Source organism: Hydrogenophaga sp., from assembly GCF_022844385.1.
Classification (GTDB): domain Bacteria; phylum Pseudomonadota; class Gammaproteobacteria; order Burkholderiales; family Burkholderiaceae_C; genus Hydrogenophaga.
Genome location: NZ_JALHLX010000020.1, coordinates 13,137 through 31,721, shown reverse-complemented (window position 1 = coordinate 31,721; position 18,585 = coordinate 13,137). Strand labels below are relative to the sequence as shown.

The 18,585-nt window shown below is 65.4% G+C and carries 21 protein-coding genes; 14 read left to right on the top strand and 7 right to left on the bottom strand.

The window, feature by feature from the left end; translation table 11 throughout:
* The first annotated feature begins 93 nt into the window (after nucleotides 1-93).
* The 6 genes from Q0C59_RS06355 (at nucleotide 94) to Q0C59_RS06330 (ending at nucleotide 7,082) form a co-directional block, all read left to right on the top strand.
* Nucleotides 94-1,251 (top strand): flagellar biosynthesis protein FlhB, encoded by a 1,158-nt coding sequence (locus Q0C59_RS06355; protein WP_291213237.1) that lies wholly within the window; start codon nucleotides 94-96, stop codon nucleotides 1,249-1,251.
* Nucleotides 1,248-3,323, top strand: coding sequence for a flagellar biosynthesis protein FlhA (flhA, locus tag Q0C59_RS06350; protein ID WP_291213234.1), 2,076 nt, complete (start codon nucleotides 1,248-1,250; stop codon nucleotides 3,321-3,323). Before Q0C59_RS06355 ends, flhA begins: the two co-directional genes overlap by 4 nt.
* Nucleotides 3,320-4,858, top strand: a complete 1,539-nt coding sequence (gene flhF, locus Q0C59_RS06345) for a flagellar biosynthesis protein FlhF (protein WP_291213231.1) — start codon at nucleotides 3,320-3,322, stop codon at nucleotides 4,856-4,858. The genes flhA and flhF overlap by 4 nt, the downstream gene beginning before the upstream one ends.
* On the top strand, nucleotides 4,851-5,624 hold the full coding sequence (locus Q0C59_RS06340) for a hypothetical protein (RefSeq protein WP_291213229.1): 774 nt from the start codon (nucleotides 4,851-4,853) through the stop codon (nucleotides 5,622-5,624). The genes flhF and Q0C59_RS06340 overlap by 8 nt, the downstream gene beginning before the upstream one ends.
* A gap of 2 nt (nucleotides 5,625-5,626) precedes the next feature.
* Entirely contained in the window at nucleotides 5,627-6,343 is a 717-nt protein-coding gene (locus tag Q0C59_RS06335; protein WP_291213226.1) for an RNA polymerase sigma factor FliA, read from the top strand.
* A gap of 109 nt (nucleotides 6,344-6,452) precedes the next feature.
* On the top strand, nucleotides 6,453-7,082 hold the full coding sequence (locus Q0C59_RS06330) for a DUF6891 domain-containing protein (RefSeq protein ID WP_291213223.1): 630 nt from the start codon (nucleotides 6,453-6,455) through the stop codon (nucleotides 7,080-7,082).
* Nucleotides 7,083-7,127: 45 nt separating this feature from the next.
* Here the strand turns inward: Q0C59_RS06330 and Q0C59_RS06325 are convergent, their stop codons facing one another.
* From Q0C59_RS06325 to Q0C59_RS06315, 3 genes are read right to left on the bottom strand one after another with little or no spacing between them, the layout of a single operon-like run.
* Nucleotides 7,128-7,547 carry a VOC family protein gene (locus Q0C59_RS06325; RefSeq protein WP_291213221.1) on the bottom strand — a complete coding sequence of 140 codons (420 nt, stop codon included), beginning with the start codon at nucleotides 7,545-7,547 and terminating at the stop codon, nucleotides 7,128-7,130.
* Nucleotides 7,548-7,579: 32 nt separating this feature from the next.
* Entirely contained in the window at nucleotides 7,580-8,332 is a 753-nt protein-coding gene (locus Q0C59_RS06320; protein ID WP_291213218.1) for a YoaK family protein, read from the bottom strand.
* 33 nt (nucleotides 8,333-8,365) lie between these two features.
* Nucleotides 8,366-9,037, bottom strand: coding sequence for a FadR/GntR family transcriptional regulator (locus Q0C59_RS06315; protein ID WP_291213216.1), 672 nt, complete (start codon nucleotides 9,035-9,037; stop codon nucleotides 8,366-8,368).
* 158 nt (nucleotides 9,038-9,195) lie between these two features.
* On the opposite strand from Q0C59_RS06315, the gene Q0C59_RS06310 reads away from it, so the two are divergent.
* From Q0C59_RS06310 to Q0C59_RS06280, 7 genes are all read left to right on the top strand, one after another.
* Nucleotides 9,196-10,065, top strand: coding sequence for a fumarylacetoacetate hydrolase family protein (locus Q0C59_RS06310; RefSeq protein WP_291213213.1), 870 nt, complete (start codon nucleotides 9,196-9,198; stop codon nucleotides 10,063-10,065).
* Between the two features lie 29 nt (nucleotides 10,066-10,094).
* A complete protein-coding gene (locus Q0C59_RS06305) occupies nucleotides 10,095-11,069 on the top strand; it encodes a tripartite tricarboxylate transporter substrate binding protein (protein ID WP_291213210.1) in 975 nt (324 codons plus the stop codon).
* A gap of 226 nt (nucleotides 11,070-11,295) precedes the next feature.
* Nucleotides 11,296-12,057 (top strand): ABC transporter ATP-binding protein, encoded by a 762-nt coding sequence (locus tag Q0C59_RS06300; RefSeq protein WP_291213207.1) that lies wholly within the window; start codon nucleotides 11,296-11,298, stop codon nucleotides 12,055-12,057.
* A 61-nt stretch (nucleotides 12,058-12,118) separates the two neighbouring features.
* Nucleotides 12,119-12,823: an ABC transporter ATP-binding protein gene (locus Q0C59_RS06295; protein WP_291213204.1), complete on the top strand. Its 705-nt coding sequence runs from the start codon at nucleotides 12,119-12,121 to the stop codon at nucleotides 12,821-12,823.
* Nucleotides 12,824-12,852: 29 nt separating this feature from the next.
* Nucleotides 12,853-14,088, top strand: coding sequence for an ABC transporter substrate-binding protein (locus Q0C59_RS06290; protein ID WP_291213202.1), 1,236 nt, complete (start codon nucleotides 12,853-12,855; stop codon nucleotides 14,086-14,088).
* A 72-nt stretch (nucleotides 14,089-14,160) separates the two neighbouring features.
* A complete protein-coding gene (locus Q0C59_RS06285; protein WP_291213199.1) occupies nucleotides 14,161-15,048 on the top strand; it encodes a branched-chain amino acid ABC transporter permease in 888 nt (295 codons plus the stop codon).
* Nucleotides 15,048-15,974: a branched-chain amino acid ABC transporter permease gene (locus tag Q0C59_RS06280; protein WP_291213196.1), complete on the top strand. Its 927-nt coding sequence runs from the start codon at nucleotides 15,048-15,050 to the stop codon at nucleotides 15,972-15,974. Before Q0C59_RS06285 ends, Q0C59_RS06280 begins: the two co-directional genes overlap by 1 nt.
* A 63-nt stretch (nucleotides 15,975-16,037) precedes the next feature.
* Here Q0C59_RS06280 and Q0C59_RS06275 read toward each other — a convergent pair whose 3' ends face one another.
* The 4 genes from Q0C59_RS06275 to flgA all read right to left on the bottom strand — a co-directional run bounded on the left by Q0C59_RS06275 (nucleotide 16,038) and on the right by flgA (nucleotide 17,994).
* Nucleotides 16,038-16,256, bottom strand: coding sequence for a bacterioferritin-associated ferredoxin (locus Q0C59_RS06275; RefSeq protein ID WP_291213194.1), 219 nt, complete (start codon nucleotides 16,254-16,256; stop codon nucleotides 16,038-16,040).
* Nucleotides 16,257-16,411: 155 nt separating this feature from the next.
* Complete coding sequence (locus tag Q0C59_RS06270) at nucleotides 16,412-16,780, bottom strand: hypothetical protein (protein ID WP_291213191.1); 369 nt, start codon at nucleotides 16,778-16,780, stop codon at nucleotides 16,412-16,414.
* A 26-nt stretch (nucleotides 16,781-16,806) separates the two neighbouring features.
* The gene (gene flgM, locus Q0C59_RS06265) at nucleotides 16,807-17,130 is read right to left on the bottom strand and encodes a flagellar biosynthesis anti-sigma factor FlgM (RefSeq protein ID WP_069047608.1); all 324 of its coding nucleotides are present in this window, start codon (nucleotides 17,128-17,130) and stop codon (nucleotides 16,807-16,809) included.
* Between the two features lie 126 nt (nucleotides 17,131-17,256).
* Nucleotides 17,257-17,994 (bottom strand): flagellar basal body P-ring formation chaperone FlgA, encoded by a 738-nt coding sequence (flgA, locus tag Q0C59_RS06260; protein WP_291213186.1) that lies wholly within the window; start codon nucleotides 17,992-17,994, stop codon nucleotides 17,257-17,259.
* A 176-nt stretch (nucleotides 17,995-18,170) separates the two neighbouring features.
* On the opposite strand from flgA, the gene flgB reads away from it, so the two are divergent.
* Nucleotides 18,171-18,572: a flagellar basal body rod protein FlgB gene (gene flgB / locus Q0C59_RS06255; protein WP_291213183.1), complete on the top strand. Its 402-nt coding sequence runs from the start codon at nucleotides 18,171-18,173 to the stop codon at nucleotides 18,570-18,572.
* Nucleotides 18,573-18,585 lie beyond the last annotated feature (13 nt).

The window sequence follows — 18,585 nt, the reverse complement described above, 5'->3', positions numbered from 1 at the left end:
TTTCGATAAGCGGGGTTCCTCCCCGCTTTATTGGCCTTTAGTTTTGCGGCCCGCCTCGCAGAATGGGTTCATCACTTCGATGAGCTCATTGCGATGGATTCCTCCAGCCAAGACAAGACCCTGCCCGCCACCGCGCAACGCCTGAAAAAGGCGCGCACGGACGGTCAGGTGCCGCATTCCAAGGACCTGTCCAACCTCATGGTGCTGGGTGGCGGTTCGTTGATCTTGCTCGCGCTCGCACCCACCGGCTTCGAAAAACTGCGCACCGCACTGCAAAGCCAGCTGCGCTTTGACAACGCATCGCTGCAGCAGCCCGGCCAGATGCTGCAACGTCTGGTGGACGGCTTCTCGCAAGGTCTCCTGATGTATCTGCCGCTGGGCGTGCTCGTGCTCGCCGCAGCCATTGCCGCCACCGTGGCCGCTGGTGGATACGCGCTCAGCAGCAAACCCCTCGTGCCCGACCTCGGCCGGCTGAACCCGCTCAAGGGCATTGGTCGGCTGTTCTCCAAACAACAGCTGGTCGACACCGCCAAGCTCTTCGGTGTCACCGTGGTGGTGTTCGTGGTGGCCTGGCAGTTCATCAGTGCACACGCCGAACTGTTCGCCACCCTGGTCATGCAGCCGCTGGAATCCGGCATCGGGCAACTCGCCACCTGGACCGTCACCGGCGTGGGCCTGCTGCTGCTGGTGGTGGGCTTCTTCGCACTCATCGATGTGCCGATGCAGAAGTTCCTGCACGGCGAGCGGCTCAAGATGTCGCACCAGGAGGTGAAGCAGGAGCACAAGGAAGCCGAAGGCGACCCGCATGTGAAGGCCCAGCGCCGGGCGCGCCAGCGCGAGATGGCGCAGCGCAACAGCGTGGGTGCCGTGCCCAAGGCCGACCTGGTGGTGATGAACCCCACCCACTACGCCGTGGCCATTCGCTACGACGAAACCTCGATGAACGCGCCGCGCGTGGTGGCCAAGGGCGCCGATCTCATCGCCATGAAGATCCGCGACGTGGCCAAGGCGCACAAGGTGCCGGTGCTGCAGTCGCCCATGTTGGCGCGTGCGCTTTACGCCCATGCCGAGCTCGACGGCGAAGTGCCCTCGGCCCTCTACACCGCCGTGGCCCAGGTGCTCGCCTACGTTTACCAGCTCAAGGCCGCGCTCAAGGGGCAGGGCGTCATGCCCGGCGAGATGCCCACCCCCGTGGTGCCGCCCGAACTCGATCCGCACTTCAAGAAATCCGCCACCAAGGACTCTGAATGAACGCCCTCGCGCCCTTGCAGCAATGGATGAACCGCAACGCGGCCTGGGCCGGTGGCCTGGCCGCGCCCATGCTGGTGATCACCATCCTGTCGATGATGGTGCTGCCGCTGCCGCCCTGGTTGCTCGACACCTTCTTCACGCTCAACATCGCACTCGCGCTGGTGGTGATGATGGTGGCGTCTTACATGCGGCGCCCACTGGACTTCTCGGTGTTCCCCACCGTGCTGCTGCTCACCACGCTGCTGCGTTTGTCGCTCAACGTGGCCTCCACCCGTGTGGTGCTGCTCGAAGGTCACACGGGCCCGGGTGCGGCCGGCGCGGTGATCGAGGCCTTTGGCCACTTCTTGATCGGTGGCAACTTCGTGGTCGGTTTCATCGTGTTCGTGATCCTGGTGGTGATCAACTTCATCGTGATCACCAAGGGCTCGGAGCGCATTGCCGAGGTGTCGGCCCGCTTCACGCTGGACGCCATGCCCGGCAAACAGATGGCGATCGACGCCGACCTGAACGCCGGCCTGATCGACGAGAAACAGGCCAAGAAGAGGCGCCAGGAAGTGGGCGACGAGGCCGAGTTCTTCGGCTCCATGGACGGTGCGTCCAAGTTCGTGCGGGGCGACGCCATCGCCGGCATCCTGATCCTGATCATCAACATCGTGGGTGGCTTCGCCATCGGGGTGATGCAGCATGGACTGTCTGCGGGTGAAGCGGCTGATACCTATGTGCTGCTGGCGGTGGGTGATGCGCTGGTGGCGCAGATTCCGTCGCTGCTGATCTCGGTGGCCGCAGCCATGGTGGTCTCCCGCGTGGGCAAGGACGAAGACCTCGGTGGCCAGGTGATGCAGCAGATGTTCATCTCCGCCAAGGTCATGGGCATCGTGGCCGCGGTCATGTTCCTGTTGGGCATCGTGCCTGGCATGCCGCACACGGTGTTCCTGAGCTTTGCAGCGATCTTCGGCGCGCTCGCCTGGTGGCGCACCCGGGTGGACGCGCGCCCCGTGGCCGAGCCCGAAGCGCCAGCCGCGCCGAGCGACGGCGAAGCCACATGGGACGACCTGCAGCCGGTGGACCTGCTCGGCCTCGAACTGGGCTACCGCCTGATCGCCATGGTCGACAAGACCCGCCAGGGCGATCTGCTCACCCGCATCAAGGGTGTGCGCAAGAAGTTTGCACAAGAGGTGGGTTTCCTGCCGCCCGCGGTGCACGTGCGCGACAACCTGGAGCTGCGCCCCAGCGCCTACCGCATCACCCTGCGTGGTGTGGTGGTGGGCGAGGGCGAGGTGTTCCCCGGCATGTTCCTCGCCATCGACCCCGGTGGCCTGGGCACCCCGTTGATCGGCACCCCGACCACCGACCCGGCGTTTGGCCTGCCCGCGCACTGGATCGAAGAAAAGCAACGTGAAAACGCGCAGATGGCCGGTTTTACCGTGGTTGATTCCGAGACTGTGCTGGCCACGCATCTTTCACACTTGATGCAAGTCCAGGCAGCCAAGTTGCTGAGCCGGACGGAGACCCAGGACCTGGTTGAACACGTCACCAAGCTGGCCCCCAAATTGATCGAAGAAGTCGTGCCCAAGATGATCTCTGTCGCTTCGTTCCAGAAAGTGCTGCAGCTGCTGCTGGAAGAGTCGGTGCACGTGCGCGACATCCGCACCATCATCGAAGCGATCGCCGAACACGCCACCGCCACCACCGACCCGCAAGAGCTGGCCCGCCGTGTGCGCATGGCGCTCGCCCCGGCCATCGTGCAGCAGATCTACGGCCCGGTGAAAGAGCTCGAAGTGATCGCCATCGAGCCCGGCCTCGAGCGTCTGCTGATGCAGGCCCTCAGCGGTTCGGCCAACGGCGCACTCGACCCCGGCGTGGCCGACATGCTGAGCAAATCGGCCACCGACATCGCCAACAAGCAGGAAGAGAAGGGCGTGCCCGCCTGCCTGCTGGTGCCCGACGCCATCCGCAATGCCATGGCGCGCCTGTTGCGCCGCGCCGCGCCGCGCCTGCAAGTGCTGGCGCACAGCGAAATTCCTGAAACCCACCTGATCCGCATCGGCCCGATTCTTGGAGAACTCGCATGAACATCCAGCGCTTTACCGCCCCCACCTCCCGCGAAGCCATGGCCAAGGCCCGCATGGCCTTTGGTGACAGCGCCGTCATCCTTTCGACCCGCTCCACCAGCGAAGGTTTTGAGGTGATGGCCGCGGCCGAGGAAAGCCTGGCGCCCCTGTCCAACAACAGCAACGCCGCACCGGCGCCGATCGCCACCCGCCCTGCCGCAGCGTCCACCACATTCGCTGCCCGCGCCAAGGCCACGGCCACGCAGGCCCAGCCCGAGTCGGTGGAAGGCGACACCGAAGCCCTGGCCATGAGCACGCTGTCGTTCCAGGAATACGTGCGCGAACGCATGCTGCGCAAGCGCCGCGAGTCGCTGCAGGACGCCGCGCCCGAAGAAGCCGTGGCGCCGCCCCCTCGCCGCGCCGCGCCGGTCCAGGTTGCGCCCACCCCGGTGCCCGCTGCCGAGCCCATCGTGGTGCCGGTACAGCGTTTCAACCAGCCCGCGCAGGCCACCTTCGGCAGCCGCCTGGGTCAGCCCGCCATCCGCACCCGCGAAGGAGAGCCCACCTGGGAAGACTCGCAGCCGTCGGTGCGCTTTGCGAGCAACGAAGACACCCGCATGGCGGTGGAACTCTCCGCCCTCAAGGACATGATCGAAGAGCGCTTCAACACCTTGGCCTGGCTCGGTTCGTCCAAGCAGAACCCGATCCAGTCCAACCTCATGCTCAAAATGATCCGCGCCGGCTACTCGCCCGCCATGGCCCGCGCCGTGCTGGACCGCGTGCCGGTGGACGCTGGTGCACCCGAGGCCTTCCGCTGGCTCATGGACGTGATCACCCGCAACCTCAAGGTGAGCTCGCCCACCGCCGGCCTGTGCGACGAAGGCGGCGTGGTCTCGCTGATCGGCGCCACCGGTGTGGGCAAGACCACCACCGCCGCCAAGCTCGCCGCGCAGTGCGTCAAACAGTACGGCGCTGCGAGCGTGGGGATGATCACGCTCGACACCTACCGCGTCTCGGGCTACGAACAGCTGCGCGCCTACGGCCGCATGCTCGGTGTGGTGGCCCACCTGGCGCACGACCGCGCTGCGCTGAAAGACCTGCTCAACCTGCTTTCGGGCAAGCGCCTGGTGATCATCGACACCGCCGGCCTCGGCCAGCGCGACCAGCGCATCCAGGACATGCTCGACGTGCTGGACATGCCCAAGGTCAAGAAGACCCTGGTGCTCAACGCCGGCTCGCACGGCGACACGCTGGACGAGACCCTGACCTCGTTCAAGGCCAGCACGCTGCACGGCGTGGTGCTTTCCAAGGTGGACGAGGCCGTGAAGCTCGGCCCGGCGCTGGACGCACTGATCCGCCACCAGGTGACGCTGCGCGGCGTGGCCAACGGCCAGCGCGTGCCCGAGGACTGGCAGAACCCCGACGCCTCGACCCTGGTGCGCATGTCCATGGGTACCGCCGGCAAATCGGCCTACGACCCGGTCGCCACCGACATGGGCTTCTACTTCGCACCGACCAACGCACGCGGCGTGAATCTGGGGGCTTCGCATGTTTGAACACGGCTTTGACCAGGCCGCCGGTCTGCGCGGCGAGAGCCGCAGCGGCGGGCCTGCGCTGCTGCCGGTGGCGAGCCCGGCCCAGCCCGCACGCGGCCACGAGTGGCTCTACATGCTGGCCGGCTGCCTGGCCAACCAGGGGCGCTCGGTCGTCATCGTGGACGGCACGGCCAACGAGTCCACCAGCTTCCAGCGCGAGAGCGGCAGCCACCTGGGCTTGTTGCGCGCGCTGCAAGACCCCTCCATCGGGCACCTCGAACACCCCAACGACATGGCCGACTGGCTGGTGATGCCCGGCGCGCGTGGCCTGCAGGCCTTGCAGGAAACCGCGCAGGTGGCGGGCGCATCGGTGGCGCTTTCGCGCTTGCTGGCACCGTTCGCCCCGGGCGTGATCGTGTTGCTGTTCGCGCCCGCCTTCGGGCTGGCCAGTCTGCTGCCTGGTCTGAACGCCCGTGCCATGGTGCCGGTGATCGACCAGCCGCAGGCCAGCATCGATGCCTACGGCGCCGTCAAGCTGCTGCACGCCGCGGGCCTTGCGCCCGTGCTGGCACCGCTGGCCTCGGGCGGTGCACAAGCGCTGCAGCCGCTCGTGGCCTCGGTCACCGACTGCGCGGCCAAACACCTGGGCCTGAAGCTGGAGAGCTGGCCCGCCCACACCTGGGGCCAGCGTGCCCAGGTCAGCGCCATCACCCCCATGGCCGACGCCGGCCTGCATGGGTATCAGGGCCTGGCCCGCGTGGCCCCGACGAAACCCCTCTGGAGCTGAAGATGTACACCGCCAAAGGCACGCTCAACCGCGACGACCAGCTGCGCAAATACAGCCCGCTGGTGCGCCGGCTGGCCCACCACATGATCGCCAAGCTGCCCCCCAGCGTGGAACTCGACGACCTGATCCAGGTCGGCATGATCGGGTTGACCGAAGCCATCGCGCGCTTCGAGCCCACGCAGGGCGTGCAGTTCGAGACCTTCGCCAGCCAGCGCATCCGCGGCGCGATGATCGACGAGCTGCGCGAAGGCGACTGGATGTCGCGCGGTTCGCGCAAAAGCCAGAAAGACATTGAACAGGCCGTGAGCCGCTTGCAGCAGAAGCTGCAACGCGTGCCCAAGGAGTCCGAAATTGCCGCCGAGCTGGGCATGGAACTGGCCGACTACCAGCACCTGCTGGCCAAGGTGCGCGGCACCCAGCTGGTGTACCTGGAAGACATCAGCGGCGGCAACGACGACGACGACGGTTTTCTGGACCGCCACATGGGCGACAGCGAAGCCGACCCGTCAGCCAAACTGCAGGACCACCGCATGCGCACCGCGCTGGTGGCCGCCATCAACGTGCTGCCCGAGCGCGAGCAGCAGATCATGTCGATGTACTACGAGCACGACATGAACCTGAAGGAAATTGCCGCGGTGCTGGGCGTGACCGAATCGCGCATCTGCCAGCTGCACAGCCAGTCGATTGCGCGGTTGCGTTCGAAGCTGCGCGAGCACTGAAGCGGACGCAATACCGCAGGGGCAGTAGCCGTTGGCGAACGGCAACGGCTGCTGGTGCGATAGGAGGGGCGTGGCTAGCATCGACAGCCCAACCCGACACCGCCGCACCATGACCGACGCCCAACACCACCCGATCGACGAAAACCCCCACCGCGCAGCCGATGAGGCCACCGACGACATGGCGGCGCAGGTTGAAAACTGGATCTGGTATGGCTTCCACCCGGCCGACGAGATCGATGCGCTGATCGACGAAGGTGTTGCCGCTGGCGACGGCTTCGACGTCCCAGCGGTCAAGGCCTTCGCTGCATCGACCATTGCGAAAAAGCGAAGCACCGAAGCCACGTGGTCAGAGACCACCGATTGCGACAAGCTCGACCGCGCCTTTGCCCGCCTGCACGAGCAGGGCATCTGCGCCCTGCATTGCACGGGTGATACCCAGGATGACGGCTTTGAAGCCGTCATCGAAGCGCTGAGTGCCGATGGTGTGCCGGAAGACCGGTACCACGGCTATTGCTTCTACGTGAGCCAGGACATTGACCACGCCCTGGACGACGAGGGCCTGTTGCTGGCCTTCGGCCACCTTGGCCGCAGCGAAGCGAAGGAGACGGAGCATGTCGCCGCGGGGCAGTTGGTCTGCGAGGCGCTGCGGCAAGAGGGCCTTGAAGTCGCCTGGAACGGTTCGTCCAGGTGCCGCATCGCCTTGCCCCAATTGAGCTGGCAGCGGCGCACGCCGGGCTGAGTGCGCAGGGCTTGTGCTGGGCCAGTGTGGGACTGGCGCCGGCCCTCACCAACTCCCGCTGTTCGCCATGTCCACCCAGGGCTGGGCCGGGGGCAGGGCATCACCTTTTTGCAGCAGCTCGATGGAGATGTTGTCGGGCGAACGCACAAAAGCCATGTGGCCGTCGCGCGGTGGGCGCAGGATGGCCACGCCGTGGGCCTGCAGGCGTTCGCAAGTGGCGTAGATGTCGTCCACCAGATAGGCCAGGTGGCCGAAGTTGCGTCCGCCGGTGTAGCTCTCGGGGTCCCAGTTGTGCGTGAGTTCGATCTGCGCGCTGTGGTCGCCGGGGGCGGCCAGAAAGGCCAGCGTGAAGCGGCCTTGGGGCACCTCGCGGATGCGAACGACCTCCAGGCCGAGGGCGTCGCGGTAAAACTTCAGGGAAGCTTCGAGGTCGGTCACGCGGACCATGGTGTGCAGGTATTTCATGACGCCGATTGGACCCGTGTTGCAAAACCTTGTCAGTCGCCGGCTTTTCGGGGGCGCAGCAGATCGTCCACCGCAGGCACCAGCGCCAGCACGGCCAGCAGCAGCGCCAGCGGCACGGTGAAGCCGTAGCCCACCTGCTTGAAACCGTAGGCACCGGCCACGCCGCCGACGGTGAAGGCCGCCAGCAGCCCGCCCAGCACTGCCATGCGTTTGCGGTCGGCGCGCACCTTCAGCGGGTGGTCGCCCTTGCCGTTCCAGTACACGAGCTTGCCCAGCTCGATGCCCAGGTCGGTCACGATGCCCGTCATGTGGGTGGTGCGGATCACCGCGCTGGACAGCTTGGTGGCGATGGCGTTCTGCAGGCCCATGATGAAACACAACAGCACCACGGTGAAGGGGATCAACAGACCTTCGAACGTGGACAGCTGCGCACCCAGCAGGCCGAAGCACAGGATGAGCGCGGCCTCCAGCAGCAGGGGCAGGGCGTATTCGCTGGAGAGTTGCCGGCGCCGCGCGAAGTTCACCATGATGGCGCAGCACATGGCCCCGAGCAGGAACGAGAGCACGCCCACGGCCGCGTCGACCACCAGACCGAGCTGGCCCAGCGCCAGGTTGTCGGCCAGCGAGGACACCATGCCGGTGACGTGCGAGGTGTACTGCTGCACCGCGAGGAAACCACCGGCGTTGATGGCACCCGCCACAAAGGCCAGCACAAAGCCGAGTTCGCGGTTGGACTCGGCGGTGCGCTGGGTGCCGATGAGGTAGCGGGCGTAGTTGGCTGGCATGGTGCGACGTTACACCTGCGCCAGCCCGGGCGTTCAGTGCCCGAGCAGGTTGTGTCGCACGTGCAGCAGGTGGTCCAGCGTGCCGGCCTTGGCGCGTGCCGCGTCCCGGTCACGCAGGGCGTCCACCAACTGGCGGTGTTCGCGCTGGTAGGCCAGACGGCGCTCGGGCGTGACGCTCTTCTTTTTCAACTGGCCCCAGTCGCCCTGGGCGCGCACCTGTTTCATGAGCTTGAACACGCTGGAGACAAAGCTGTTGTGCGCAGCGTCGGCAATGGCTTCGTGCAGTTCGCCGTCCCAGTGCTCGAACTCTTCCAGACTGGCGGCTTTCTCGGCGTTGCTGCAGCAGGCGAGCATGCGGGCGAAATCGGCGGCGGTGGCGTTGCGCACCACCAGGTCGATGATGGCCGGCTCCAGCGCCAGGCGCGCTTCCATCAGCTCGGCCGGGCTGGTGTGCTGCGCGGAGTCCTGACGGATCTGGCGGTCCAGGCTGGAGCTGGCCTGCTGCGCCACAAAGGTGCCGCTGCCCACGGTCTGCTCGATCAGGCCTTGCTGCTTCAAATCGGCGAGCGCCCGGCGCACGGTGGTGCGGCTCACGCGGTAGCCCTCTGCCAGCTCGCGCTCGGTGGGCAGGCGGTCACCGCTTTTCCAGTGCCCTTCCCGCAGCTGGGTCAGGATGGTTTCGCGCAGCGAGGTGGAGATGGTCATGGTGGCGCCAAATATACCAAAGCAGACCAATTTTCGCCATCGGGCAGTGAGCCCATGCGCATCGGTAAAAACCCGCTGTGGCCATGCCTGAGTCTGGTCTAACATCGGTCCATTCTGGTATGTATTGGTACTTATTGGTATTTATTCAAGGAGTCTGTGTGCGCATCGCTACGTTTGTTCATGAAGGTCAGCGGCGGGTTGGCCAGGTGTCGGCCGACGGTCTGAGCGTGACCGTGTTCGGCATCAGCGGCGCGGCGGCCCAGGGAGCGCTCCCATTGATCGAGGCCGCCGCCCGGGGGGAGGCATTGCCGCCGCTGGCGGGTGCGGCCATTCCCCTCAGCGCCGTGCGCCTGGAGGCGCCGCTCCCCTTGCCCCGGCGCAACCTGTGGTGCGTGGGTCGCAATTACCACGAACACGCTAAAGAGCTGCAGACCTCGGTGTTCAAGGACAACAACGCCAACCCGGCCACCTGGCCCATCGTGTTCACCAAGGTGCCCGAGTGTGTGATCGCCAACGGCGACGATGTGGTGTTGCCCGGTGCGGCGGTGTCGGAACAGATCGACTACGAAGCCGAGCTGGCTGTGATCATCGGCACGGGTGGCAAGAACATCACGCGCGAAGACGCGATGAAGCACGTGTTCGGCTACACCATCGTCAACGACGTGACCGCGCGCGACGTGCAGATGCGCCACCAGCAGTGGGACATGGGCAAGAGCTTCGACACCTTCTGTCCCATGGGTCCGTGGATCGTCACCGCCGACGAGCTGGACGGCCAGCACACGCGCGTGCGCTGCTGGGTCAACGACAGCCTGCGCCAGGATGGCCGCACCGAAGACCTGATCTTCGACATCCCCACGCTGATCGAAACCATCTCGCGCGGCATCACGCTTTACCCCGGCGACGTGATCGCCACCGGCACACCCGCCGGTGTGGGCCTGGGCCTGAAGCCACCGGTGTTCCTGAAAAAGGGGGACGTGGTGCGCATCGAGATCGACGGCATCGGCACCCTGCAGAACGCCTTCGTCTGAATCCCTCAAAACAACTGGAGACCCACCGCATGAACCGACAACTCAGAAGCCTGTGCCTGGCCGCCGTGGCCGCTACCGCCGCCGTGGCTGCGCTGGCGCAAGACGCCTATCCCAGCAAGCCCATCACCATGGTGGTGCCGTTCCCGCCCGGAGGCGTGGCCGACACCGTGGGCCGGCCGGTGGCCGAGGCCATGGGCAAGCACCTCAACCAGACCGTGGTGGTGGTGAACCGGGGTGGCGCGGGTGGTGGCATCGGCATGGCGCAAGTGGCCAAGGCCGCGCCCGACGGCTACACCATGTTGATGGCGTTGTCGTCGGTGGTGGTGCTGCCCGAGGCCGACAAGATCCTGAACCGCGCGCCCATGTTCGAGCTGAACCAGCTGCTGCCGATCGCCCGCATCACGGCCGACCCGACCGTGCTGGTGGTGCGGGCCGACAGCCCCTGGAAAACCTACGCCGATTTCATTGCCCACGCCAGGGCCAACCCCAGCCGCATCACCTTCGGTTCGTCGGGCAACTACGGCACCATGCACGTGCCGATGGAGCAGCTCAAGTCGGCCACGTCCACCTTCATGCTGCACGTGCCCTACACCGGCGCCGGCCCGGCCTTGCTGGGTCTGCTCAGCGGGCAGATCGATGCCGTGGCCAGCGGCCCGGCCAGCGTGGCCGGCCAGATCAAGGCCGGCAAGATGCGGGCGCTGGCGCATTGGGGAGAAGGCCGCCTGGCCTTGCTGCCCGACGTGCCGAGTTTCAAGGAACTCGGTGTGCCGATCAGCTATTCGCAGTGGTCGGGCATCTTCGTGCCGGCCGGCACACCGCCCGACGTGGTGACCAAGCTGCGCGAAGCCGCCCGCGCTGCCACGCGTGATGAACGCACCATCCAGGTCATGACCACCGCCGGCACCTCGTTCCAGTTCCAGGACGCGCCCGAGTTTGACCGTTTCGTGAAGGACGACGCCAGCACCATGCTCAAGGTGGTGAAACAGATCGGACGCGTGAACTGATGGCCATGCGCACCCACGCCGGTGTGTGGGTGTGCTGTCGTGAAAGCGACTCAACAGGGGGTGGATTCCCTAGGTTGCGAAATTCGTTAGTTCGCTAACAATGAGCCAACGCAAACAGACGCGGAAGGGTGCTGCAGGGCACCTTCGACGCAAGACACAGGAGCACGGATTTCCAGCAGGCCCGCCAGCCCCCAGCCCGCGGGTTTTTTGATGGAGATCGACATTCATGAGCACCGAATACATTCTCGAAACGCGGGACCTGACCCGCGAGTTCAAGGGTTTCGTCGCGGTTGACAAGGTCAACCTCAAGGTCAGGCGCGGCTCCATCCACGCGCTGATCGGCCCCAACGGCGCCGGCAAGACGACGATGTTCAACCTGCTGACCAAGTTCCTGCCTGCGAGCTCGGGCCAGATCTTCTACAAGGGTGAAGACATCACCAGCCGCAAGGCGGCCGAGGTGGCGCGCAGGGGCATGGTGCGCTCGTTCCAGATCTCGGCGGTGTTTCCCCACCTCACCGTGCTGGAAAACGTGCGCATCGGTCTGCAGCGCAAGCTGGGCACCAGCTACCATTTCTGGAAGCCCGAGTCCAGCCTGTTCGCGCTCAACGACGAAGCCATGGCGCTGCTGGAGCAGGTCGATCTGGGCAGCTTTGCGCAGACACAAACCGTTGAACTGCCCTACGGCCGCAAGCGCGCGCTGGAGATTGCCACCACGCTGGCGCTCGACCCCGAACTGATGCTGCTGGACGAACCCACACAGGGTATGGGCCACGAGGACGTGGGCCGTGTGGTGGAACTCATCCGCAAGGTGGCGGCCAACCGCACCGTGCTCATGGTGGAGCACAACATGAACGTGATCGCCAACCTCTCCGACACCATCACGGTGCTGGCGCGCGGCTCGGTGCTGGCCGAAGGACCGTACGAGACGGTCTCGAAAGATCCGCGCGTGCTCGAAGCCTATGTGGGCACCGTCGAGGAGATCGAATGAGCGCCGCGCCGGGCCGCCCCAAGCCAGCTCGCACCGCAGTGCGCAGCACGGAGGTTTCCAAATGAGCAAAGTCCTGCTGAAGGTCGCCGACCTGCACACCTGGTACGGCGAATCGCATGTGCTGCACGGCATCAACTTCGAGATCCGCGAAGGTGAACTGGTCACGCTGCTGGGGCGCAACGGCGCGGGCCGCACCACCACCGTCAAGTCCATCCTCGGCCTGGTGGGCAAACGCACCGGCTCGATCCAGATCGACGGCGTGGAAACCATCCAGATGCCGACCAACAAAATCGCCCGTCTCGGCCTGGGCTACTGCCCCGAAGAGCGCGGAATTTTTTCGACCTTGAGCTGCGAGGAAAACCTCATGCTGCCGCCCAAGGTGGGCGAGGGCGGCATGAGCGTGGAAGCCATCTACGAGATGTTTCCCAACCTCAAGGAACGCCGCCACAGCCAGGGCACGCGGCTCTCGGGCGGTGAGCAGCAGATGCTGGCGATGGCGCGCATCCTGCGCTCGGGCGCACGCATCCTGTTGCTCGACGAAATCACCGAAGGCCTCGCGCCGGTGATCGTGCAGACGCTGGGGCGCGTGATCCGTGCGCTCAAGGCCAAGGGGCTGACCATCGTCATGGTTGAACAGAACTTCCGGTTTGCCGCGCCGCTGGCCGACCGCCACTACGTGATCGAGCACGGCCAGATCGTGGCCACGGTCAACAAGAACGAGCTCGAGAGCAAGTCCGACATGCTCAATGAGTATCTGGGCGTCTGACGCCCTTCCACCAAGAGGAGACTTCCACCATGAAACACAAACTGATTTCGACCGCCGTGACCACCGCCATTGCCACCGTGCTGGCCGGCGGTGCATCGCTCGCCATGGCCCAGCAGGGCAAGCTCACCGGTGATGCGGTGAAGATCGGCGTGCTCACCGACATGTCGGGCCTCTACGCCGACTACGGTGGCCCCGGCGCCGTGGCCGCAGCCCGCATGGCCGTGGCCGACTTTGGCGGCACCATGTTCGGCAAGCCGATCGAGGTGATCAGCGCCGACCACCAGAACAAGCCCGACATCGCCAAGAACGTGGCCCAGGGCTGGTTCGACCGCGACGGCGTGGACATCTCGGTGGAAAACCTGAACTCCGCCGTGGCCCTGGCCGTGCAGGCGCTCGGCAAGGAAAAGAACAAGATCACCATCACCACCGGCGCCGCTTCGGCCCGCCTGACCAACGCCGACTGCGCGCCCGCCACCGGCATTCACTACCTGATGGACACCATCGCCCTGTCCAACGTGGTGGGCAAGGCCATCGTGAAGGACGGTGGTGACAGCTGGTATTTCCTGACCGCCGACTACGCGTTCGGCCACTCGCTGGAGAAAGACACCAGCGACGTGGTGAAGGCCGCCGGCGGCAAGGTGATGGGCGCCGTGCGCCACCCGCTGTCCACCGGTGATTTCTCGTCCTTCCTGCTGCAGGCGCAGACCTCCGGCGCCAAGGTGGTGGGCCTGGCCAACGCCGGTGGCGACACCGTGAGCAGCATCAAGGCCGCGGCCGAGTTCGGTCTGACCAAGAAGCAGAGCCTGGCCGCGCTGCTGATGCTGATCACCGACGTGCACGCCATCGGCCTGCCCACGGCGCAAGGCCTGTACCTCACCGAAGCCTGGTACTGGGATCTGAACCCCGAGACCCGCGCCTGGGCCGACAAGTACAGCAAGGTCATGAACGGCCGCAAGCCGAACTCCAACCATGCGTCGGTCTATTCCTCGACCATGCACTACCTCAATGCTGTGAAAGCCGCCGGCACCGATGACACCGCGGCGGTGATGGCCAAGATGAAGGCCACGCCGATCAACGACATGTTCGCCAAGGGCGGCGTGATCCGCGAAGACGGCCGCATGGTGCACGACATGTACCTGTTCCAGGTGAAGAAGCCGTCGGAGTCGAAGGGCGCATGGGACTACTACAACCTCAAGGGCACCGTCAAAGGCACGGACGCCTTCCTGCCGATCGCCCAGAGCCAGTGCCCCGGCGTGAAGAAGTGAATCTGGACTGAGTTGAACTGAGCCGACCGGGCGGGCCGTGATTCACGGCCCGCCCCTTTTCCCCGGACTGCAATGACTGAAATATTTGGTGTGCCGACCGCAGCCTTCATGGGGCAACTCATGCTGGGGCTGGTCAACGGCTCGTTTTACGCGATTCTCTCGCTGGGCCTGGCCGTGATCTTCGGCATGCTCAACATCGTCAACTTCGCGCACGGTGCCCTCTACATGGTGGGCGCCTTCTTTGCGTGGATGCTGCTCAATTACGCGGGTGTGAACTACTGGTTCGCCCTGTTGCTCGCACCCATCGGGGTGGGCGCCATCGGCGCGCTGATCGAGATGACCATGCTGCGCCGCCTGCAGCAACTCGACCACCTCTACGGCCTGCTGCTCACCTTCGGTCTGGCGCTGGTGTTCGAAGGTGCCTTCCGCGAGTTCTACGGTTCGTCCGGCCAGCCCTACGAGCTGCCCGAGATCTTCCGTGGCGTGTTCGACCTGGGCTTCATGTATCTGCCCAAGTACCGCGCCTGGGTGGTGTTCGTCTCCATCTTCCTGTGTCTGTTCACCTGGTACGTGATCGAGAAGACCAAGCTCGGCGCCTATTTGCGCGCCGGCACCGAGAACCCCAACATGGTGCGCGCCTTCGGCATCAACGTGCCGCTGATGGTGACACTCACCTACGCGTTCGGTGTCGGCCTGGCCGGTCTGGCCGGGGTGATGGCCGCGCCCATCTACCAGGTGAGCCCGCTGATGGGCTCCAACATCATCATCGTGGTGTTCGCCGTGGTCGTGATCGGCGGCATGGGCTCCATCCTGGGCTCCATCCTCACCGGTCTGGCGCTCGGTCTCATCGAAGGCCTCACCAAGGTGTTCTACGCAGAGCTCTCCTCGACCGTGGTCTTCATCATCATGGTCATCGTTCTGATGATCCGTCCGGCAGGTCTGTTCGGCCGGGAGAAATAATGTCCAAAGCCACCCGCAACGTTTATCTGGTGCTGTTCCTGGCACTGCTGGTCGCCCCCTTCGTGGGCTACCCCATCTTCCTGATGAAGGTGCTGTGCTTCGCGCTGTTCGCCTCCGCGTTCAACCTGCTGATCGGGTTCACCGGCCTGCTTTCGTTCGGCCACGCCATGTTCTTCGGTTTCGCGGCCTACGTGGCCGGCCACGCGGCCAAGGTCTGGGGCCTCACGCCCGAACTGGCAATTCTGGCGGGCACGCTGAGCGCGGCCTTCATCGGTCTGGTCACCGGCTGGCTGGCGGTGCGCCGCCAGGGCATCTACTTCGCCATGGTCACGCTGGCGCTGGCGCAGATGATCTATTTCATCTGTGTGCAGGCGCCGTTCACCTTTGCTGAAGACGGCATCCAGAGCATTCCGCGCGGCAAGCTGTTCGGCCTGATCGATCTGGGCAACGACACGGTGATGTACTACTTCGTGGCGGCCATCTTCGTCGCCGCGTTTGCGCTCATCTACCGCATCATCCATTCGCCGTTCGGCCAGGTGCTCAAGTCGGTGCGTGAGAACGAACCCCGCGCGCTTTCGCTGGGCTACAACGTCGACCGCTACAAGCTGGTCGCCTTTGTGCTCTCCGGCACCATCGCCGGCCTCGCTGGAGCCACCAAGTCGATCGCCTTCGGCATCGCCACACTCACCGACGTGGGCTGGCAGATGTCGGGTGAGGTGGTGTTGATGACGCTGCTCGGCGGCATGGGCACCATCCTTGGCCCCTCCGTGGGCGCGGCCATCATCGTGACCATGCAGAACTACCTCTCCGGTCTGGGCTCCATGGTGTCCATCATCATGGGCTTCACCTTTGTGGTGTGTGTGCTCATGTTCCGCCGCGGCATTGTGGGCGAGATCGAACACCGTTTCGGGGCGAAGAAAGGCTGAGGCCTTGCAAGCCACAACAAAAAACCGGCCCAGGCCGGTTTTTTGTTGGGCAGAGGAAAGACCTCAGGCGCTCATGGCCTGTTGGGTCGTCACGTCGCGCGAGATGTGCGCCACCGACTGCTGGGGCGAACATTCCGACCACAGCGCCCGGGCGCAACCTTCGCATTGGCCGCATTGCGTGGCCACACCCAGTTCGAGCTGGATGTCGTCAAAGCCCATGCCCGAGCGGGCGCATTGGGCAATCGTCTTGTCGCTGATGCGGCGGCAGATGCAAACAATCATGGTGTGGCGGCTCCGTGAATCTGGGCGAATAATAATGAATCGCATTCAGATCCGCAATGCCGCTCAGCGGATGAACCGCTGTTCCGTCGGGCGGTGATGAGGCCGCAGACGCAAAAAAACCGGCCAGGGCCGGTTTTTGCTGGAGCGAACAGGGATCAGGCCGAGAGGTAACCCCGGCCGGCGCCGCCCATGGACGACGCGCCAACCTGGCGGCCGTAGGTGGGTTGCATCGCATGCTGGGGCAGCAGGCTGGTCACGGCGCGCTGGCTCTGCGCATTGGCGCGCAGCACGGCCTGGCGAAGCCGCGCGAAACGCTCGGCCGCCGACAGCAGGGCTTGCTGTTGATCGCTGCCCGGCTCGCCCAGCGCAATGACGGGCGGGGCTTGCATCAACACCTTCTGCATGGCCGCACTGGCCAGCTCCACAGCCGGCGCATCGCCGCGCAGCAGGGCGGCTTCCAGGGCGTCAAGCTCCACTTGCAACGAGCCGATCCAGGGGTGGTAGTTGGTCGAGAGATTGCTCATGGTGGGCCCGGGTGGTGGGTTGGGAATCAGGTGCGCGGGCCGAGCATTTCGGCGGCGTTGGCCAGCATCTTGTCGGCAATGGCGCCAGCGTTGACCTGGAAGCTGCCATTGGCAATCGCTTCCTTCATCGCGGCCACCTTGTCGGCGTTGAACACCTCGCTGCCGCCGGAGACCGCGCGGGCCTCGGTGGTCGACGCCGAGAGGGTCACGGTCACGCCGGCCTGGGGTTTGTTGGCCGCGCTGGCCGCCGAGGCGGCAGCGCCGGCTTCGGCAGCCGCAGGCGCCGTGGCCTTCTGGGGGCCGCCGGCCACAGAACCAATGTACGAATCCGGTGATGAATCGACTTTCATGTCACGCTCCAAACCCCGAAGTCAGGGCCTTGTCCTGACTGTATCGGCTGCTGTTTCACGAACTTTAGTGATTCTGGTGCGGCGTTCGTCACGAATTTGCCACCGTCTGGTCCCCCAACGGGGTTTTCACAGCGCCATTTCAACCGTCTGCGCGTCCCGCACCACGCCGGTGACCACGCGTCCACCAGGCAGTTTGACGCGGGCGGTTTCACCCACCAGGCCGGCTGTGAGTGACCGGCCGGTGGCGGAAATGCTGAAACCGCCGCCTTCACCAATCACCCGAACCTGGGCGCCCGGCGCGAACGCCTGGGGCGCACGCACCATGTTCTCGCGCAGCGCGAGGCCCGGTGTGAGGGGGAACGCAGCGAGTTGGCCCACCCAGCGCTCGGGCACGGCCAGCACGCCGGAGCGTTGTTCAGCCCAATCGATTTCGGCGATTTCGGCGTCTTCTTGAGCCAGGGTGTCGCCTGCGGACACCGCGCGCTTGAGCACCCAGGCCGGTCCCCAGGCTTTCACCGTGACCGGCACAAACACATTCCAGCGGCTGGGGCCGTCGACACAGCGCAGACCGATGCGGCTGCGGCCCCACAGGCGTGAGCCTTTGGGCAGGTGGGCTTCGACCCGGTTGCAGGGCGCGAGCTTGAGGCGCGCGTCCAGCGAGCCCATCACCACCTCGGCGCGCAGCGGTGAGGCACCGTCTTTCGGGAGTGCTTCGGCCAGGGCGGGTGTCAGGAAGTCGTGCGCCATCTTCTCCAGCGCGGCGGCGTCGCTCGCCAGCGTCTGCCCGCTGCACAGGACCAGTGCTGCCCAGGCGAGCAGACGGGCGTTCAGGAGTGACAACAAGGAGGACAGGGGCTTGGGCATGGCCTGCACTGTAGGCCGCGGATGCTGGCGGGAAAGCCGGGAAAAGGCCGCCTAAGGGGTCTTTGTTCCGGCCATTGAAGACCCTCAAGATTTCCATAATTCGTCCAACGCCCCGGTGTCCGCGCCCTCTGAGGAAGGCCGCTCACCCGCCCCGCAACCTGTGCCCTGAGGTGAACATGCTTGAACAGATGACCGCCCGGCTGGACTTCCATGCCAACGCCCTGCTGCTGCGCTCACAGCGCCAGCAGGTCATTGCCAGCAACATCGCCAATGCCGACACCCCTGGCTACGTGGCGCGCGATTTCGACTTTGCCGCCGCGCTCAAGAACGTCTCGGGCGGCACCGCCCGCGCCGATGTGAGCCTGACCAGCGCCGGCCACATGGTGCTCGGCACCACCAGCGCGCAAGACCCCCGGCTGGCCTACACGGTGCAGACCCAGCCCAGCCAGGATGGCAACTCGGTCGACCTCGACCGCGAACGCGCCAGCTTCGTGGACAACAGCGTGCGCTACGAATCGACGCTGCGTTTCATCAATTCCCACGTCAAGACCATGCTCAGCGCCATTCAAGGCCAATGAGCTGAAAGGAATC

Coding starts and splice junctions, on each gene's coding strand:
- Q0C59_RS06355 (WP_291213237.1), top strand. CDS start 94: ATGGATTCCTCCAGCCAAGACAAGACCCTGCCCGCCACCGCGCAACGC.
- flhA (WP_291213234.1), top strand. CDS start 1,248: ATGAACGCCCTCGCGCCCTTGCAGCAATGGATGAACCGCAACGCGGCC.
- flhF (WP_291213231.1), top strand. CDS start 3,320: ATGAACATCCAGCGCTTTACCGCCCCCACCTCCCGCGAAGCCATGGCC.
- Q0C59_RS06340 (WP_291213229.1), top strand. CDS start 4,851: ATGTTTGAACACGGCTTTGACCAGGCCGCCGGTCTGCGCGGCGAGAGC.
- Q0C59_RS06335 (WP_291213226.1), top strand. CDS start 5,627: ATGTACACCGCCAAAGGCACGCTCAACCGCGACGACCAGCTGCGCAAA.
- Q0C59_RS06330 (WP_291213223.1), top strand. CDS start 6,453: ATGACCGACGCCCAACACCACCCGATCGACGAAAACCCCCACCGCGCA.
- Q0C59_RS06325 (WP_291213221.1), bottom strand. CDS start 7,547: ATGAAATACCTGCACACCATGGTCCGCGTGACCGACCTCGAAGCTTCC.
- Q0C59_RS06320 (WP_291213218.1), bottom strand. CDS start 8,332: ATGCCAGCCAACTACGCCCGCTACCTCATCGGCACCCAGCGCACCGCC.
- Q0C59_RS06315 (WP_291213216.1), bottom strand. CDS start 9,037: ATGACCATCTCCACCTCGCTGCGCGAAACCATCCTGACCCAGCTGCGG.
- Q0C59_RS06305 (WP_291213210.1), top strand. CDS start 10,095: ATGAACCGACAACTCAGAAGCCTGTGCCTGGCCGCCGTGGCCGCTACC.
- Q0C59_RS06300 (WP_291213207.1), top strand. CDS start 11,296: ATGAGCACCGAATACATTCTCGAAACGCGGGACCTGACCCGCGAGTTC.
- Q0C59_RS06295 (WP_291213204.1), top strand. CDS start 12,119: ATGAGCAAAGTCCTGCTGAAGGTCGCCGACCTGCACACCTGGTACGGC.
- Q0C59_RS06290 (WP_291213202.1), top strand. CDS start 12,853: ATGAAACACAAACTGATTTCGACCGCCGTGACCACCGCCATTGCCACC.
- Q0C59_RS06285 (WP_291213199.1), top strand. CDS start 14,161: ATGACTGAAATATTTGGTGTGCCGACCGCAGCCTTCATGGGGCAACTC.
- Q0C59_RS06280 (WP_291213196.1), top strand. CDS start 15,048: ATGTCCAAAGCCACCCGCAACGTTTATCTGGTGCTGTTCCTGGCACTG.
- Q0C59_RS06275 (WP_291213194.1), bottom strand. CDS start 16,256: ATGATTGTTTGCATCTGCCGCCGCATCAGCGACAAGACGATTGCCCAA.
- Q0C59_RS06270 (WP_291213191.1), bottom strand. CDS start 16,780: ATGAGCAATCTCTCGACCAACTACCACCCCTGGATCGGCTCGTTGCAA.
- flgM (WP_069047608.1), bottom strand. CDS start 17,130: ATGAAAGTCGATTCATCACCGGATTCGTACATTGGTTCTGTGGCCGGC.
- flgA (WP_291213186.1), bottom strand. CDS start 17,994: ATGCCCAAGCCCCTGTCCTCCTTGTTGTCACTCCTGAACGCCCGTCTG.
- flgB (WP_291213183.1), top strand. CDS start 18,171: ATGCTTGAACAGATGACCGCCCGGCTGGACTTCCATGCCAACGCCCTG.